Origin of the sequence: Archangium violaceum (assembly GCF_016859125.1) — a bacterium.
GTDB classification, from domain to species: Bacteria; Myxococcota; Myxococcia; order Myxococcales; family Myxococcaceae; genus Archangium; species Archangium violaceum_A.
In genome coordinates this window covers 10633737-10649886 of record NZ_CP069338.1, presented here as the reverse complement: position 1 = coordinate 10649886, position 16150 = coordinate 10633737, and the positions used below count along the sequence as shown (strand labels likewise).

Below are 16150 nucleotides of genomic sequence, written 5' to 3'. Positions count from 1 at the left end.
TGCCCCTGCGGCATTGCGTCACGGATGGTGCCGGCTCCCCGCGGGAATTCCTAACCGGGTCAACCCGGGGTCCCTGGCACCCTCACCCCGTCCCTCTCCCGGCGGGAGAGGGGAGGTGTGTGACTGCTTCGCGCTGGGGGGGGGGCGGAGATGCCGGCGTGGTGCCCGTCAGGACTGGCTGCTCGGGGGGCGTGGTGTCACCAAGGCTCTCTGCGCAGGCTTGCCCGAGCCGTGCTCAGAGCCGCACGACGGCGATGAGGGCCTGCGAGTCGATGTAGCCCAGCTGCCGCGAGTCCTGGCTGCGTGGGTTGTCTCCGGATACCACCACTTTGCCGGGCGGCACACGGGTCCGTGCGTCCGCGGACAGCGCCTCCAAGGCCCAGTCCGGCACTGGGTCTCCAGGGACGGCGGCAACCCGCTTGATCCGGTAGGGCAGTTCCGCGGAGTCCATCGCCTCGATCTGCGGGCGGGGTAGCAGAAAGACGACGATGTCCGAGCGACCATACCCGGGAGCCCCGGCGCCAGAGCCGCTCAGCCGCCGCGCGATGAGCCGCTGGCCGTCGCGCAGCGTGGGCTCCATGCTGTAGCCCCGCACGGTGACGACGAGCCAGCGGCTCCGCGCCCAGCGAACCAGTGCGGCGCCAGCCACGAGGGCTCCCAGCCCCACTCCGAGCGCGAGGCTCATGCCGCCCCCTCCCGCGAGACGACCCGCGGGTCCTGGTATCCACGGGCCTGCAGCGTGAACAGGCGCGCGTACTCGCCCCCAGCCGCCATCAACTCCTCATGCGTGCCCTGCTCGATCACCCGGCCCTGTGAGAGCACGGCGATGGTGTCCGCGCTCCGCAGCGCGCTGAGCCGATGGGAGATGAGCAACCGCGCCCGCCCTGTCCCATGGCGCTGCAGCGTCTGGTGAATCCGGAACTCCGCGCCCGCATCCAGTCCGGAGCTCGGCTCATCGAGCACCCAGAGATCCACGTCCTCTCGCATCAGGGCCCGGGCCAGCGCCACCCGCTGCCACTGCCCTCCGGACAGCGATACTCCCGGCGCTCCGCCGCCGTCCTCACCCGCGAGGATCCGGCTCAGCAGCGTCTCGTATCCGGCCGGAAGCGCGGCGAGCTTGCCATCGATCTCGGCCAACCGCGCCGCGGCACGGATGCGCGCCTCGTCCTTCAAGTAGGCCACGTTCCCCAGGCCGATGTTCTCGGCCGCGGTGAGATCGTAGGTCATGAAGTCCTGGAACGTCGCCGCCATCCGCTGCCACAGCGCACGCGGCTCGAGCTCACGCACATCCACTCCGTCCCAGAGAATCTGGCCACGCTCGAGCTCGTAGAAGCGGCACAGGAGCTTCACCAGGGTGCTCTTGCCGGCCCCATTGACGCCCACGAGCCCCACCGAGCCGCCCGCGGGAATGAACAGGTTCACCCCGCGCAGCACCCAGGGGCCGCTGGCGTCGTAGCGGAACCACGCGTCCCGGAATTCCACTCCACGCCGCAGCGGCTCCACGGCTCGCGAGGGGCCCGCCACGCGACTGGGAACGCCGAGGAGCTGGAGGTAGTGACCGAAGGTCAGCACACTCCGCCCCGCCTCCTGCATCTGCACGACCAGGCCGGTGAAGGCACTCTGGATGCCGGCCACCGCCGCGAGGAAGAGCGCCACATCGCCCAGGTCGTGCCGGCCCGCGACGGCCCCCTGGACGACGATGAACGCACCGAGCGCCGTGACCCCGGCGGTCAGCAGGGACAGCGACGCCTGCATCCCGGCTCCCTTGCGCGCCAGGGCGAGCTCCCGTGCCGAGGCCCTTCCCAGCGTCGTCACCATCCGGTCCAGGAGCAGCTCCCCGAGCCCGAACAGCCGGCTCTCCCTGGCCGCCCGGACGTCCACGAGGAGCGAGTGATAGAAGTCGCGCCAGCGATACGTCTGGACCAGGGACTCGGAGAGCTGCGCCGTCCAGCGGCTGCGGACGAGCTGCGCGCCGAGCCCCACCGCTCCCGCCAGCAGGAGCAGGAGCGCCATGGGCGGTGACACCGACAGCACGACAGCGCTCAAGGTCACCACCGAGACGACCGCGCGGATGACGGAGAGCACGAGCTCCGAGAGCTGCTGCGGCGCCTCCTGGGCCGCCTGTTCCGCCAGCCGAAGCTGGCCGTGAAAGGCTGGATCCTCGAAGGAGCGCAGGCTCTCCAACGCGATGACCTTCGAGAAGAGAGCGCGCTCGACCTCGAGGGTGACACGCCAGCGGATCACCCCGTTGAGGTACTCGGTGAGGTTCAGCACCGCCATGGCGCCTCCGGCCACGGCGGCTGCGCCTACCGCCAGTCCCAGGGCCCGCTGCGGGTTGACCTGGGCGCCGCGGCCGAGCTCATCGAGCAGCAGCTTGGTCAGCCAGCCTCCCACCGCGGCGACAGACCCGGTGCACAACGTGAGCGCGAGCGCGACGGCCGAGGCGACAGGGGCCGAGCGCCACTGGAGCGCCACGGCCGCGCGCACGGTTCGCGAGGCATCGCGCCACGGTCGCCTGGTGGAGGTCTCCTCCTTCATGGCAGGACGTCACCCAGCTGATGCCCCGCGGCGGCGACGGTGCCGTTCTCCACCCGAATCAACGTGGGATAGCCAGCGGACCGAAACGCCTTGGCCACGGAGTCGGCCTCGGTGATGTAGGCCACCTGGGCGATGGCACTCAAGGCGGTGCCGAGCTCACGCGCGGCGGGGTCATCCGCGCGGCCCTCGACGAAGGCCATCAAGGGGAGCCGGGGCGGCGACTCCAGCAGTTGCGCCCGAACGGTCGCGCAGGGGTGGCAGCCCGTGGTGAAGAAGCCGACCAGGTTCACCCCTGACCGCAGGGCTTCGTCGGTGAGGAGTCCGCCTTCGGGGGTGGCGGCCTGGAACGCCCCCACGGCATCACCCGCCTGAGGCAGCGCCGGATCCCTGGCGGGTCCCTTGGACACCCTCTCCTGCAGGACCCGGACGCGGCGGATGAGCGCGAAGGTCAGCAGCAGGTTCAGCACCACCAGCACGGCCAGCACCGCGCCGCCCAACACGAGAAGCTCCATCATCCCCTCTGCTTTTCCGCGGCCGCCGGAGGTCCGGCCATTGGTTCCGGGCCACTCAGGAGAAACACGAGATCATCCCAGCGCGTGATGAAGAACCCGGTAAGGACTCCGAGGGCCCCCGCGCACCACCCCACCACGGACAACGGAGAAGACGGTGGCCCCACCTCGTGGCCTACCGCGCCCGCGAGGGTCACCGCGATCAAGAGTCCATTGCGGACCAGGTGTGACGCCCCCATGGGCGTGTCACTCGCGCCGAAGCACCGGCATCGCACCCGCTCACCCCGGCGCAACACCCGCGCGATGCCCAGGGTGAAGCCCGTGAAGAGCGCGAGCGCCAACACATACCCGGCCAGGGGGGCGAGGAGCAGCAGGAGCGCGGAGGCCGCCTCCGAGAGGACCACGGCGGCTGCCAGCGGCGAGCCCACCCAGGGCTTGGGAAATCCAAATCGTCCGAGGGTCTGGATGAAGTCCTGGAACGAGCCGCGGCCGAGCACCTTGCTGGCGAACGCCAGCGTGAGCACGACGGCAAGCATCAGCCGGCAGCCGAAATCGACAGCGCTCAAAGCATATCCTTCCGGGAACCACGGCCGGACACCGGGACGGCATGTCCGGCCATGAGCATGGACAGATCTACCGGCAGCCGCTCGAGGAGACACAGGAGCCGTAGCAGTTGAAGCGCTTGCCGGTTGCGCAGCACTGGCCGTGCTCCGGGATGCACGCGCCAGCGGAGACCTCGGACAGGAACATCTTCAGAAGGCGGTCGCTCATCGCTTTGAGGGTCTTCATGTGGGTTGCCCTTTCTCTTCGCGTTCAGAGCTCGCGACGTGCGAGGCTCGATCTGGAGACACGCGCCGAAGCCAGGTGGCGCACCAGGAGCCAGAGATTTTCGCGGGCACTCCGTAACCACTTGAAATCCGAGCCTTTTCACCTTGGCGGGAGCGACGGGCGTGTTGACGCGCAGCTTCGTGTGGAACGGACTGCCAGGCTGTAATGCCTCTCATCTTTGACGGAAGCGCCGCCTCGGCCGGGTGTGATTTTGCTTCGACATGATTCGTCCCTGAGATTACAGAATGGAGACTCGGGTCCCGAGCCGACATCTGGAGAAGAAGAACATGTCCCGAATTTCCCACCTGCTTTCTTTCATGCTCATGCCCGTCCTGTGCACAGCGTGCGCCGGGGCGAGGTCAGCCGCTGCCGGCGCGCCGGCCTCCGCCGCCGAGGAGCCACCTCCGATTCGTCTCTACGTGCTCGACTGCGGTCGGATCGAAATCAAGGACATGGGTTTCTTCTCGGGCAGCGGCGAGCCCACGGGCCAGGCCGGTACGCTCACCGTCCCTTGCTTCCTGATCCGGCATCCCCAGGGCGTGTTCTTGTGGGACACGGGGCTGAGCGACTCCATTGCCCAGGCGCCCGGAGCCGACCCGGTGGGGAATCGGACCTACGTCGATACTCCGCTAAGCACTCAATTGCGGCAGCTCGGTCTCGATCACCAGGACGTGCGCTATGTCGCCTTTTCGCATCTGCATGCCGACCATGCCGGCAATGCCAATGCGTTCACCTCGTCCACGTGGATCCTCCAGCGGCGCGAGCTCGACTGGGCGACCCAGACCCCGACGCCACTCGGTGTGGATGCGACGGTGTTCTCCGCGTATCGCACGGCGAAGCTGCAACTCCTCGACGGCGATGCCGATGTCTTCGGCGATGGCAGCGTGCGCGTCATTCAGACACCCGGGCATACTCCCGGACATCAGTCGCTCGTCGTCCGGCTCCCGCAGGCGGGCACGTTCGTCCTATCAGGCGACCTCTGCCATACGCGCGAGAACTGGCGGAGCCATGTCGTGCCGCACTTCAACCTCAGCCGCCCGGAGACGCTCTCATCCCTCGAACGGGTCGAGGCACTCCTCCAGGAGACCCACGGGCGCTTCCTGGTACAGCATTCGCTGGAGGACGTTCGCGCACTGCCGAAGTTTCCGGCATATCTGGAGTGAGGGGGGCGGGGTGGTGAAGAGCCGCGACTTCTACGGGGCGGAGGGGTTCGCTCTGACAAGGTGACGAGCTGCCCCGGGGATGGGGGGAGTCACACGGGCTGAAAATCGGGGCATGATTCGAAAAACCGGGTTTCTGACTCCATCCGTTCAGCTCCTTCACGACTGGCAATACCCTATGAATGCACGAACTCCGTTGCTCACTTCGCTCCTCCTCTCTCTGGTGGCCCCCGAGGTCGCGCACGCCGCTCCTGACGTCGCGGCCGCCGACGTCCTGCCCCTTGTCGCCTCGACGTACAAGGTGAACACCTTCGAGAGGCCCGCCAGCCTGAGCACCTACTCGCTCGGCGATTGGGCCGCGGACGGCTGGAGCGCCCCCTGGGAGGTGGGGATGAGCACTCGAACCTGGATCGACGGGGTGAATTTCAGGCACTCGGGTCTCAAGTCGCTGCGCATCACCTACCCGGCTGACAAGATTGGCCCAGAGGACTCCGGCGCCCAGGCGCCGTTCACGCTGCTCCCCGGACGGGAGTATTATTTGTCGTACTGGGTGCGCTTCAGCAGTGACTTCAGCTGGGGCACGACCCATTTCGCCGGCAAACTCGGACTCGGTCTGGCGGGGGGCGGCGCGTGCTCCGGCGGCCAGGTCTGCACTGGCTACAACGGGTTCAGCTCGCGCATGATCTGGCGCGCGGGAGGCCAGGCGGCGATCTATTACTACCATATGGGCCATGAGGGAGAGTACGGCGACCAGGCGGTGTTGAAGACCCGAGCAGGCGCCGACATCTACTATCCCCGCGGCACCTGGGTGCACATTGCCCAGCGGCTCAAGGTCAATTCCGTGACCAACGGGAATGCGAACCCCGACGGTGAGATCGAGGTCTGGTATAACGGCACCTCGGCCGCCAGGATTTCTGGACTGCGCTTCGTGCGCAATTCGGACCTGGTCGACAAGGCCTACTTCTCCTCGTTCTTCGGCGGGGCCACGACCGAGTTCGCCCCGACGATCAACTCCTACATCTGGTACGACGACCTGAAGGTCTCGACGAACCCGTCGGACATCTGCGAGCTGTCCGGCGGCTGCTGAGTCGCACGCCGGGCCCGCCCAGGCTCGCCTGGCGGAAGCCATCGCCCGGTCTCGTCGCCATCGCTCGTGTAACGGGTCGAGCCGCCGTAGGGGTAGCACCACTGGTACGCGTTCATGCTGCAGTCCGTCTGGCTGCCGGCGTAGGCCGTCGTCTCGCGCCCGTCATCGCACTTGATCCAGCAGGAGCCCGCCTGTGCGGTGACTGTTGACTGCTGGGCTTCGCCGGCAAGACGGGCTACAGCACCACCAGGTTCGCGGTGCGTGGCTTCAGCGAGACGCTTCAGGGCTCCCGTCGCTCCTATTCGGATTCAGGAGCACGAGCCGCGTGGCTTCCCGGGCCCTCACCCGGAGCGGCTGGCCGACCTCCAGGAGCGTGGAGTCCCGCTGGGTCACCACCAGCCCCGCGTGCTCGAAGTCCACCGCGCCCGACAGCACGAACAGGTGGGTGCCCGCCTCGATGTTCTGCCACTCCTGCGGCCTCAGCTCGCGGTGCTCTCCAGAGCGAAGCAGGGAGAGCCGGCGTGCGCGCTCCAGGTGCCCGTAGCCCTCCAGCCCCCGCGCCACATCATCGAAGCGCCGCTCGGCGAGCGTCTTCCACATCCGCTCGCGCAGGCGGTCATCCCCCTCGAGCAACGGCAGGAGCGCCGAGCGGGGGATGCGGATGAACGTCGAGGCCGTTGCCGTGCGGACGGTCGCCGAGCGGCGCTCATGGGTGAGCAGGGCCAGCTCTCCGAACACGGCGCCGCTGCCCAGCTCGTCCATGAGCTTCCCTCCCTGGGCCAGCACATGGACCACGCCGGTCTCCAGCAGGTACAGCTCGTCACCGGCGCTTCCCGCCTGGAAGACCTCCCTGCCCGCGGGCAGCACGAGGAGCTCCGCGCGCTCGGCCAGGCCGCGCAGGGTGGCCTCGTCGAGCCGGGCGAAGAGCGGAACGTGGCGCAACGTGCGGAGCACCAGGGAGCGGCCCAGGCGCGCCCCGAGCCGCGTGCCCAGCACCCGGGCCGCCAGCCTCGTCATGGACTGGCGCAGCCGCCGCATCAGCAGGGAGCGGGCCAGGCTCAGCACGGTCTCCAGGGTGATGGGCGCCACCGTCACCAGCCCGTGCCCTCCGGCATGGTCCGTGGCGGTCTCGAGGAAGTAGAGCGCTTCGGGCCTGTCGCAGCGGGCCCACGCCTCGCGCTCCTCCTCCGACTCGAAGAGCCGAGCGTGGACGGCGTAGAGACTGTCGGTGAGCTGGTGTCGCGCCTCGGCGGAGAGGGAGGAGGGGAGGATGACCTCGGTGCTCGTGATGCGGGACATGGCGGCCTCGATGTCAGGGCGTCGCGTGAGGGGTTCGCGCCCTGACACGAAGAAGTCTGCCCTGGAGGCCGCGGGGGGACTGTGACGGCGCCAACACCCGGCGAGTGAGTGCCATCACAGGAGGCCGCTCGTACGAGGTGTGCGCGGATTGTGGCGGCCGCTTATGCGCCGCGGCGGACGGGCACGGGCAAGGCGCTGGTGGCCCAGGCAACGAACTGGGACTCGACTCCTGACGCTCTTCCGTTGTCTTCCGTCAGCCCGTGTGGCTTCTTGCCGTGCATGAGGCTCTTTGTCTTTCTGGCCGCGGCCGTTGTGGCGGGCTGTGTGGCCGGCCAGGGCGTACGGTCAGGTGGGGATGGCATCCGCGGCGCCGCCGAGACCCTGGAGGTAACGCCGGGACTGCGCACCCAGGATGTCTCGGAGGCGCTGGCGCCGATACGGCCCCGGTTGAGAAGCTGCATGCGCCTCGCTGTCTTCGGCAACGGCCCCGACGTCCTCGATGTTCAAGACGGCGAGGACGACCGGGTCTTGATCCCCTTCACGATCCTGTCTGAAGGAACGGTCCGGGTCGATTCCTCCTCGATTCGCTCGGTGTACCTCGATGAGAACTGCGTGGAGGAACTGGTCGAGTCGATCCGGTTCGAGCCGCTCTTCGTCCGTGATGTGTCGGTGACCTGGACCCTGACCTTTTCCACTACCGCCGCCGAGCGCACCGCCCGGCGTACGGCGCTCGCGAGCAGCTTCGCACGAGTGTGCGAGGCACTGACCGAGGGCGTCCCACCGGGCGGAGGCCCTCCTCCGGAGGACTACCTGAAGCGCTCGGCACAACGGCTACTCGCGCTGGTTCCGAGCCTCGATCCCATGGTCCGGCGTGCCGCTGAGGCGGTGGCGTCTGTGAACCCGGTGGATCGCTGGACGCTCTTCCGTGCGGCCTCGAAGGAGTACGGGCTCGAGGCCCACTGCCCCGCGGTGGAATGGCTCGCCCAGCCGTAGCCGCCGTACCGCGTCCACGGATCGACATAGGACGGACGGGCCACGTGAAGGGAGGAGCTGCCTGGGCCGCGCCGGTCAATCCTTCCAGGACAGCTCGAACTGCTCGGTCGCCTCCAGGTTGTCGCGGATGGCCCCGAGGATCTCCCGAGCGGGCTGGGCCAGGTCCACGTAGCCTTCGATCTGGAACTTGTGCGTTTCCGGATCCCGTGTGAGCTGGCCGCGGGCGTCGCGCTTCAACCGGCTGAACCCCTGGCCCTGCACGAACAGGCGCTCGGCCAGCAGGTTCGTCACCCAGTCATAGAGGACGTCGTCGTCGCACTTCACCTGGAGCGTGCCGCCTGGCGCCACACTGATCTCCGAGGGCGCGCCCTGTGGGTAGAAATCACTGGCTTTGGGAATGGCGAGAAGGGTGGACATGGAGAAGTCTCCTGGAAAAGGAAAGAGGAAGGCGGGGAGCGGGGAGCACTACGAAATGGTCGGCACGCCCATGTCGCTCCCGGCCATGTCGTAGAAGAATTTGCGCTTGTCCTCATTGGCGTTGAGGTTGCTCGAGACGGTCTCATCGGCCCGCAGGGCGAGGTGGGCCGGGTTGTTGGGAGTGCGTCCCAGGGACTGCCGCTGCTGCTCGAGGAACCTGGTCTGGCCCTCGAAGGAGAGCACCTGCACGGAGTGGCCGGAGCCCAACGTCGTGTTCAGGCGGGACTGCATGTCCGAGACCCTGTCCACCGGGACGAACACGCGCTGGAGGTTGTCCTTGAACATGGCGGGACCGTGCACGGCGACCTCTCCCGGCCCCATGCCCATGGGCCTGGCGTTCAACTTGTCGCCATTGAAGTCGAACATCAAGGGGTAGGGCGTCTGCCGACCGGGCATGTTCGTGCGCAGGCTCTGTTCCGCCTCCAGCTGCCGCAGACGCGCCTCCACTCGAGGCTTGTCCACCATGTCGCCATACGCCTTGCCCTCGGGGGCATTCCAGTTGGCGAGCAGCTTCTTCGACTGATCGATCTCGGTCTTGAGCTGGGTATCCGAGTAGAGGTGGGGGCTGTAGCTGGCCGAGTCCGCCGTCTGCTTGAAATAAGCGCGGGACGTGCCCAGACCCTGTGCTCCCTGACCAAAGCTGATGAAGTTCTTCTCGCCCGCCTGCGCGCTGTACTGGTCTCCCTCGCCCGTCTTGCGCACGATGCCGTGCTGGCTGAGCATCGTGGGGGGAGCCAGTCCTCCCGTCTTGCTCATTCCATCCCACGCGGCCGACGAGGTGGCGTGGTAGAGGGAGTTGGGGGCGGGAAAGCCACCCGGCGTGTTGTGCAGGGTGGTGACATCCTGCTTGATCTGCTGCTTCGTGGGGGATGAACCAAACAGGTTCCCCGGAGACATCCTGGACCAGAAGGAAGGATTGGCGGTGGTCGGGCCCCCTTTCGGCGTGCCCCGGGGCTGCTGATCAAAGGAATCCTGGAGGTGGGGACTCCGCGGCGTCCCCTGGGTCCTGCCCGGCACGTTTGGCCCTGAAGTGCGGCTGGGAGATTCGGACGGTCCGGAGCGCTGACTGGGTCCAGGGGAAGGAGAGCGCGTCGGTGCGGACGGAAGCTTGAAGGAAGGGAACCTGGCTTTGAACATGTGCGCCTCTGGAGAACAGTGCCTGCGAACCCTGAGTGCACCGGGGATGCCAGCCCAGGAGGGACAGCGCTCCCTCTGGGGCCGCCCCCTTTGGCGGGCAAGATGGTGACTGTTGTCACCAGGCCCCAGGCCATGGGTGGTGACGGCTGTCACCAGGCCCCAGCCCCTGCCGCGACAACGACACCTCCCCATCCAGAGTGACGGCAGACGTAGGTGGAAACCCGGTGACTCCGGAGGTTCGAATGGCTGGTACGCCGAAGTTTTCGCGGAGGAGCGCGAGCCGCCCTATAAGGGGGGCTGAGGAGAGCGAGATGCCGGGCTATTGCGCGAATCACAAGGGATTCTACAAGCAGGCGACGTGCGAGTTCTGCGCGGCGAAGGAAGTGCAGCAGGACTCGGCTTCGAACAGCACCCCCAGCATCTCCAGGCCGGTCCAACCCAACGAATCGGCACTGAACATGATCAAGCCCGTCTTGAGTCAGAACAAGACGGCTCCGAACCCGCTGAACCCGGCGACTTCGTTCCGGCACAAGCCGACCCTGAGTCCAACGCCCGTGCTGAAACAGAAGAAGGAAAAGGAGAGCGAGACCTCCTGGCGCCCGTTCCCCTCGCTGTCGCTCAAGAAACCCGTCAACGAGAATGCCTCCACGACGAGACTGACGACGAGCACGAGCTCGGGGTTGCAGCAGGCGTCCTCCGCGAAGGAGACGAACAAATCCTCCGCGGTTCCCAAGGAGCAGATGGATGCGTTCATCGACGGGCTCGTCGGCCTGGAGCCGAGCCTGGGCTTCCCCGTCTTCTCGGTGTGTGACAACAACAGCTTCCACACGACGGGGTATCTCTGGGGTTTGTATGCGGTCAAATCCTTGAAGAAGAGACAGCCACTAGACGGGCCGGTGGCCATCATCAACTTCGACAGCCACTCGGACGCGGGAACGAAGTCCTCCCGGTTCGTGGCCAGCGACCGATGGGGGGGCATGCTGGTGAGCGCGATCGTTCAGGAGGGCGCCCCCGCCTGCTACCTGTCCACCTTCAATCACCCCCACGGGACGGGAAATCACTTCATCGCTCAAGGTGGACAGGGGGTGGCTCCAAGCAAACCCACCTTCAGCCAGGAGGATCTCAAGAACAACGGCAAGGTGCTCGAGATCTTCACGAACTTCTGGGCCAACGTCGAAGACTACTTCGGCAAGCCCATCAAATACGTGTTCTTCACCATCGATCGCGATGTCTTGAGGAACAGCTTCACGCAGTGGGGCGATGGCGCCATCAATGGCACTGCTCAGCTCCAGGACTACATGCGCTGTGCCCTGAGCCCCCTCCATCTCATGAAGGACTCCAGCTCCGAGCAGACGACCTCCGGGAGCAAGTCCACAGCCTCGCTGATCGGCTTCGACATCACCGGGCTGCCCGAAGCCATCTCCATCATCCGAGATCCCTCCGATGGCTTCCAGGTGCCTGCCTTCGTGTGGAAGAGCATGGAAGAAGAGCTCATGGCCGTGCGGACGTTCGTCGACGGGTTGAGGAGGCCTGAGCTGAGCCCGGCTCTGGCCAATGTCATCTTCTTCAGTGGCAGCGTCAGTTACACGACCAAGAGCAAGTTCCAGGCGCCGTTGGATAAAGCGGACTGCTGGGACTTCATCAGCAACCTATCCAGTGGCCTGCATGAGCTCCTTCCCTTCGGCGACTGGCGCTATCTGCTGTGCCGGCAGAAAGTGCCCATCTACCACCATGGGTGGAAGCCCTTCTCCCTGTACCGGCCCGAGCACGGGTTGACGCCCGGCAACCGCAACGAGGTCATGCAGCGACTGGGTACGGCCACGCCCGTGGGTGGGTTTGCCTGTACCGCCTCGGTATCGACCCCGGGGCTGGTGCAGCCCAAGGATGTGCCCGTCGACGACATGGTGCAGAAGCGGGGCGAGTTCGCGGAATACCATCCCGATATCAACTGAGCTCGACGGCTTCAGCGGGAGCGCATGAGGATGGCTACACGACCGAGGTTCGCCTGCTCGCTGCCGCAGAACCACATGAAGTGCGGGAGAGCCACCAAAGCACGGCGCCTTCATCTTCATGGCTCCCTCCTTCGTGGGACTCCGAGGAGTCCAGGAGAGGTCATGGGGCCGCAAAGACTGCGTGCCCATCCGTCCGGCCGCAAGGCTTGCGCCCCTTCGGGCCTCTTCCCCATGGCTCCCGTCCTGGCGTGCTTCTTGCCCTGTCAGTTCCGAGGAAGGCGCCACCATGTTCCACCTCTCCAGGGCATTCCTCGTCGTCCTCGCGCTCCTGCTGACGGGTCCCGCCCGCGCGGTGGAGCCCGGCCGTCCTCTCCTCATCATCCAGCGGCCACCCGCGCCCAGGCCCGTCGAGCTCGCCCGTTTCCTGGAGTCTCCCGGACGCGAGGAGGCCTCCGTGCGGCTGTGGTTGCGCTTCAACCGCGAGGCGCATGGCATCGCGCAGGGCACCCGGGACTTCCTCGACACACTCGGGCGATTCACCGCGCAGGTGCCCCAGGAGGTCCTCCTCGCCCACGAGCACGTGCGGCTCGATGCCGAGCTGATCGCCGCGAACCATGAGCTGGTGACACTGGAGGAGGCGCGAAAGCAGCTGCTCGACGAGCTGGGCCGGAGTGATCCGGACAACGCGATCCTCGAAGGCGAGCGCCCGCCGCCCTGGTCCCCGGATGGAACGTTGGAGCGGGACGCGCTCGTGGGCCTGGTCTTCGCTCGCACCGGCAGGGGAGAGCCGCTCCCTCCCTCCGTGGATCGCCTGCTGGCCCGCCTGGCCTCGGTGGATCGGCTCCTGACCTCCCTGGAGGCGCAGCTGCTGCCCGCGGCCGAGGAGTCCCTGGGGTCCGCGCTCATCGCGCTCTCCTCGGGTGAGGCGGGCCTCCTGGAGGTCCTCAATGGCCTGCGATTCCTCGAGCGGCAGCAGCGGGCCCGCCTGGAGCTGCGCACGCAGCGAGAGCTCCTGCTCCTGGAGCTGGCCCATCAGCTCGGTTGCACCATGGAGCAACTGCCCTGGTCCTCGGCTCCCCCGCAAGGTTGATTTCCATGCAGGGGAGGGGAGGTAACCCGGTGTTTCCCGAATCCGGGCGCGCTAAGACGTTCATCTACGAATGGCGGAGACCTTGTTCGAAGAGTTGAAGCGTTACGTGGGCTTTGGACCCGAGGACGAGCAGGCGCTCCGGGTCCTGCACGAGGTGGCCCAGCCCCAGTTCCCGGCCATCGCGGAAGTCTTCTATGCCCGCATCCTGGAACACGAAGGTGCGCGCAGCGCCCTGGCCGGCGAGAGCCAGGTGGGGCACCTCAAGGTCACGCTGCGGGCCTGGATGGAGCAGCTCCTGCGCGGGCCCTGGGACGAGGACTACTACAACCTGCGTTGCCGTATCGGCCGCATGCACGTGCGCATCGCGCTTCCCCAGCACTACATGTTCGGCTCGATGAACACCCTGCGGCAGGAGTTCAACCGCGTCATCGACGAGAACTACGCCCGCCAGCCCGAGGTGTTGAGGGCCGCGCGCGTGGCGCTCGGGAAGATCCTCGATCTCGAGCTGGCCATCATGCTGCACACCTACCGGGAGGATCTCCTCGCCCAGCAGGCGCGCAACGAGCGGCTGTCCACCTTCGGCCAGCTCGTGGGCTCCATCGGGCACGAGCTGCGCAATCCCCTGGGCGTCATCGAGACGTCGCTCTTCATCCTCAAGGGCCGGCCCCTGGCCACCGACGAGCGCGCCGCCAAGCACCTGGAGCGCATCGGCGAGCAGGTGTCGCTGGCCAATCGCATCGTCTCGGATCTGCTGGACATGATCCGCGACCGGCCGCTCAAGCGCGAGCCCCTGCGGCTCGACGAGGTGTGGAAGGACGCGCTCACCTCGGTGCAGGCGCCCGCGGGCGTGTCCATCCGGGCCGAGGGTCTGGAGGGGCTCCCCACGCTGCGGGGAGACGCCGGGCAGGTGCGCCAGGTCTTCGTCAACCTGCTGGAGAACGCCGTGCAGGCCCTGGGCGAGACGGGGACGGTGACGCTGTCGGCCTCGTCGGGCCCGGCGGCGGTGGAGCTCGTCCTGGAGGACTCGGGGCCGGGCGTCAGCGAGCCCATCCGGCGCCGGATGTTCGAGCCCCTGATGACCACCAAGGCCCGGGGCATCGGCCTGGGTCTGCCGCTCGTCAAGCGCATCCTGGAGCGCCATGGAGGCTCCATCGTCTATGCCCCCGCCGAGGGCCGTGGCGCGCGTTTCGTCCTGAAGCTCCCGCTCCCCACCCCTTCCCTGTAGTAGGGAATACATAGGGAATGGCATGAGGAACTACCTGCTACTCGATGACAACCTGGCCTTCGCGGAGAACCTCGCGGAGATCCTCCGGGATGGGGGGGACGAGGCCACGGTGGTGACGGACGGGGCACGGGCCCTGGAGCTCGCGCGCACCCGGCGCTTCGACGTGCTCCTCACGGACATGAAGATGCCGGGCATGAGCGGGGCCGCGGCGGTGCACCACATCCGCAAGGTGGATCCGGGACTCGCCGCCGTGGTCATCACCGCCCACCCCGGAGAGGACGACCTGGAGACGGCCCGGCGCGAGGGGTTGCTCGCGGTGCTGCCCAAGCCCGTGCCCATTCCCACGCTCGTCTCGCTGTTGTCCGAGGCGCGCCGGGATGGGCTGGTGGCGCTCGTCGAGGACGATCTGGCCCTCAGCGACAACCTCACCGAGGTGTTGCGCTCCCGCGGCTTCTCGTGCGTCACCGCGCGCTCGGTGCTGGACGCGGAGCAACTGGCCTCGGTGCGGCCCTTCGCCGCGCTGGTGGATCTGCGGCTGCCGGGTGGCCCGGATGGCGAGGCGCTGCGCCGGCTGAGGACGCGCTTCCCCGAGCTGCCGGTATTCGTGATGACGGCCTTCCCGGAGGTGGTACCGGATGCGACCATGCCGGAGCACGCGGGCATCTTCCCCAAACCCTTCGATACGGCCACGTTGCTGGACGTGCTGGAGCGCGTCCACGCCTCGCGCCGTCAGCAGGTGTCATGAGCCTTCCGCATTCTTCCCATCGTCCCCGGGTGCTCGTCGTCGACGACAACGCGGCCTTCCTCGACAACCTCCAGGAGTTGCTCGGCGACGCGGGCTACCTGGTGGAGGGGGCGAGCAGCTGCCGTGAGGCGCGCGAGCGGGCCCGGGAGGGCTTCGACGTGGCGCTGGTGGATCTGCGGCTGCCGGACGGGGAGGGGACGGCGCTCGCCCGCGAGCTGAAGGAGAAGGTGCCCGAGTCCGAGGTGGTGCTGCTCACCGGCTTCGCCACGCTGGAGACGGCGGTGGAGGCGGTGCGCGCGGGGGCCTGCGCCTACCTGATGAAGCCCTGCGCGCCCAACGAGCTGCTCCTCACGTTGGAGCAGGCCATGCGTCAGGTGCGCCTGCAGGCCGAGAAGCGCGAGCTGGCGCGCCGGGCCCAGGTGACGGAGAAGCTCGCCGCGGTGGGCACCATGACGGCGGGGCTCTCCCACGAAATCCGCAATCCGCTCAACGCGGCGGCCCTCCAGCTCTCGGTGCTGGAGCGCAGGATCCGGCGGCTCTCCGAGGAGCTGCAGCCCAACCTGCTGGATCCCCTGCTGCTGGTGCGCGATGAGATCCGCCGGTTGGATCACATCCTCGAGGACTTCCTCCAGTTCGCGCGGCCTCGCGAGTTCCGCCCGGAGCCGGTGGAGGTGAGGGCGCTGCTGCGGCGCGTGGTGGATCTCCTGGGAGGCCAGGCGGATGCCCGCCGCGTCCGGCTGGAGCTGGAAGGGGAGGGGGTCCTGTCGGTGCCTCCCGTCTGGGGCGAGGAGGAGCGGTTGCGGCAGGTGATCATCAACCTGGCCATCAACGCGCTGGAGGCCACGCCGGCCGGGGGACTCGTCCGCGTCTCCGCGGGCCAGGAGGGAGACATGGCGTGGATCACCGTGGACGACACGGGCCCGGGCGTTCCCCTGGAGGTCCGCGACCGGCTCTTCGAGCCCTTCTTCACCACGAAGGCGCAGGGCTCGGGGCTGGGCCTGTCCATCGTCCACTCCATCGTGACGCAGCACGGAGGCTCGTTGGAGGTGGACAGCTCTCCGGAGGGTGGGGCGAGGTTCTTCCTGCGCCTGCCCCTGGCCCGCTGAGCCG

General features: G+C 67.6%; 16 protein-coding genes. 8 read left to right on the top strand and 8 right to left on the bottom strand.

What is annotated here, in order from left to right; all coding sequences use genetic code 11:
* Positions 1-235: 235 nt before the first annotated feature.
* The 5 genes from JQX13_RS44905 to JQX13_RS44885 all read right to left on the bottom strand — a co-directional run bounded on the left by JQX13_RS44905 (position 236) and on the right by JQX13_RS44885 (position 3836).
* Complete coding sequence (locus JQX13_RS44905) at positions 236-685, bottom strand: S26 family signal peptidase (RefSeq protein WP_203405549.1); 450 nt, start codon at positions 683-685, stop codon at positions 236-238.
* Complete coding sequence (locus tag JQX13_RS44900; protein WP_203405548.1) at positions 682-2538, bottom strand: ABC transporter ATP-binding protein; 1857 nt, start codon at positions 2536-2538, stop codon at positions 682-684. Before JQX13_RS44900 ends, JQX13_RS44905 begins: the two co-directional genes overlap by 4 nt.
* On the bottom strand, positions 2535-3053 hold the full coding sequence (locus JQX13_RS44895) for a TlpA family protein disulfide reductase (protein WP_203405547.1): 519 nt from the start codon (positions 3051-3053) through the stop codon (positions 2535-2537). Before JQX13_RS44895 ends, JQX13_RS44900 begins: the two co-directional genes overlap by 4 nt.
* Entirely contained in the window at positions 3050-3613 is a 564-nt protein-coding gene (locus JQX13_RS44890) for a MauE/DoxX family redox-associated membrane protein (RefSeq protein WP_239014233.1), read from the bottom strand. Before JQX13_RS44890 ends, JQX13_RS44895 begins: the two co-directional genes overlap by 4 nt.
* Before the next feature lie 67 nt (positions 3614-3680).
* Positions 3681-3836 (bottom strand): hypothetical protein, encoded by a 156-nt coding sequence (locus JQX13_RS44885; protein WP_203405546.1) that lies wholly within the window; start codon positions 3834-3836, stop codon positions 3681-3683.
* A 326-nt stretch (positions 3837-4162) separates the two neighbouring features.
* On the opposite strand from JQX13_RS44885, the gene JQX13_RS44880 reads away from it, so the two are divergent.
* Together JQX13_RS44880 and JQX13_RS44875 are read left to right on the top strand one after the other, a co-directional pair.
* Complete coding sequence (locus JQX13_RS44880; RefSeq protein WP_239014232.1) at positions 4163-5038, top strand: N-acyl homoserine lactonase family protein; 876 nt, start codon at positions 4163-4165, stop codon at positions 5036-5038.
* A gap of 193 nt (positions 5039-5231) precedes the next feature.
* Positions 5232-6122, top strand: coding sequence for a polysaccharide lyase (locus JQX13_RS44875; RefSeq protein ID WP_203405545.1), 891 nt, complete (start codon positions 5232-5234; stop codon positions 6120-6122).
* Positions 6123-6389: 267 nt separating this feature from the next.
* On the opposite strand, the gene JQX13_RS44870 is transcribed toward JQX13_RS44875, so the two are convergent.
* Positions 6390-7421 (bottom strand): cyclic nucleotide-binding domain-containing protein, encoded by a 1032-nt coding sequence (locus JQX13_RS44870; RefSeq protein WP_203405544.1) that lies wholly within the window; start codon positions 7419-7421, stop codon positions 6390-6392.
* Between the two features lie 459 nt (positions 7422-7880).
* Here JQX13_RS44870 and JQX13_RS44865 point away from each other — a divergent pair, with 459 nt between their 5' ends.
* Positions 7881-8414 carry a hypothetical protein gene (locus JQX13_RS44865; protein ID WP_203405543.1) on the top strand — a complete coding sequence of 178 codons (534 nt, stop codon included), beginning with the start codon at positions 7881-7883 and terminating at the stop codon, positions 8412-8414.
* Positions 8415-8489: 75 nt separating this feature from the next.
* Here JQX13_RS44865 and JQX13_RS44860 read toward each other — a convergent pair whose 3' ends face one another.
* Together JQX13_RS44860 and JQX13_RS44855 are read right to left on the bottom strand one after the other, a co-directional pair.
* Positions 8490-8831, bottom strand: coding sequence for a hypothetical protein (locus tag JQX13_RS44860; protein ID WP_203405542.1), 342 nt, complete (start codon positions 8829-8831; stop codon positions 8490-8492).
* A 48-nt stretch (positions 8832-8879) separates the two neighbouring features.
* Positions 8880-9788 carry a hypothetical protein gene (locus JQX13_RS44855; RefSeq protein ID WP_203405541.1) on the bottom strand — a complete coding sequence of 303 codons (909 nt, stop codon included), beginning with the start codon at positions 9786-9788 and terminating at the stop codon, positions 8880-8882.
* 551 nt (positions 9789-10339) lie between these two features.
* On the opposite strand from JQX13_RS44855, the gene JQX13_RS44850 reads away from it, so the two are divergent.
* From JQX13_RS44850 to JQX13_RS44830, 5 genes are all read left to right on the top strand, one after another.
* Positions 10340-11980: a hypothetical protein gene (locus JQX13_RS44850; RefSeq protein WP_203405540.1), complete on the top strand. Its 1641-nt coding sequence runs from the start codon at positions 10340-10342 to the stop codon at positions 11978-11980.
* A gap of 286 nt (positions 11981-12266) precedes the next feature.
* Positions 12267-13070 (top strand): hypothetical protein, encoded by an 804-nt coding sequence (locus tag JQX13_RS44845; protein ID WP_203405539.1) that lies wholly within the window; start codon positions 12267-12269, stop codon positions 13068-13070.
* Between the two features lie 70 nt (positions 13071-13140).
* Complete coding sequence (locus JQX13_RS44840; RefSeq protein ID WP_203405538.1) at positions 13141-14295, top strand: protoglobin domain-containing protein; 1155 nt, start codon at positions 13141-13143, stop codon at positions 14293-14295.
* A gap of 22 nt (positions 14296-14317) precedes the next feature.
* Positions 14318-15040 (top strand): response regulator, encoded by a 723-nt coding sequence (locus JQX13_RS44835; protein WP_203405537.1) that lies wholly within the window; start codon positions 14318-14320, stop codon positions 15038-15040.
* Positions 15037-16146 carry a sensor histidine kinase gene (locus JQX13_RS44830; protein ID WP_203405536.1) on the top strand — a complete coding sequence of 370 codons (1110 nt, stop codon included), beginning with the start codon at positions 15037-15039 and terminating at the stop codon, positions 16144-16146. The genes JQX13_RS44835 and JQX13_RS44830 overlap by 4 nt, the downstream gene beginning before the upstream one ends.
* Positions 16147-16150 lie beyond the last annotated feature (4 nt).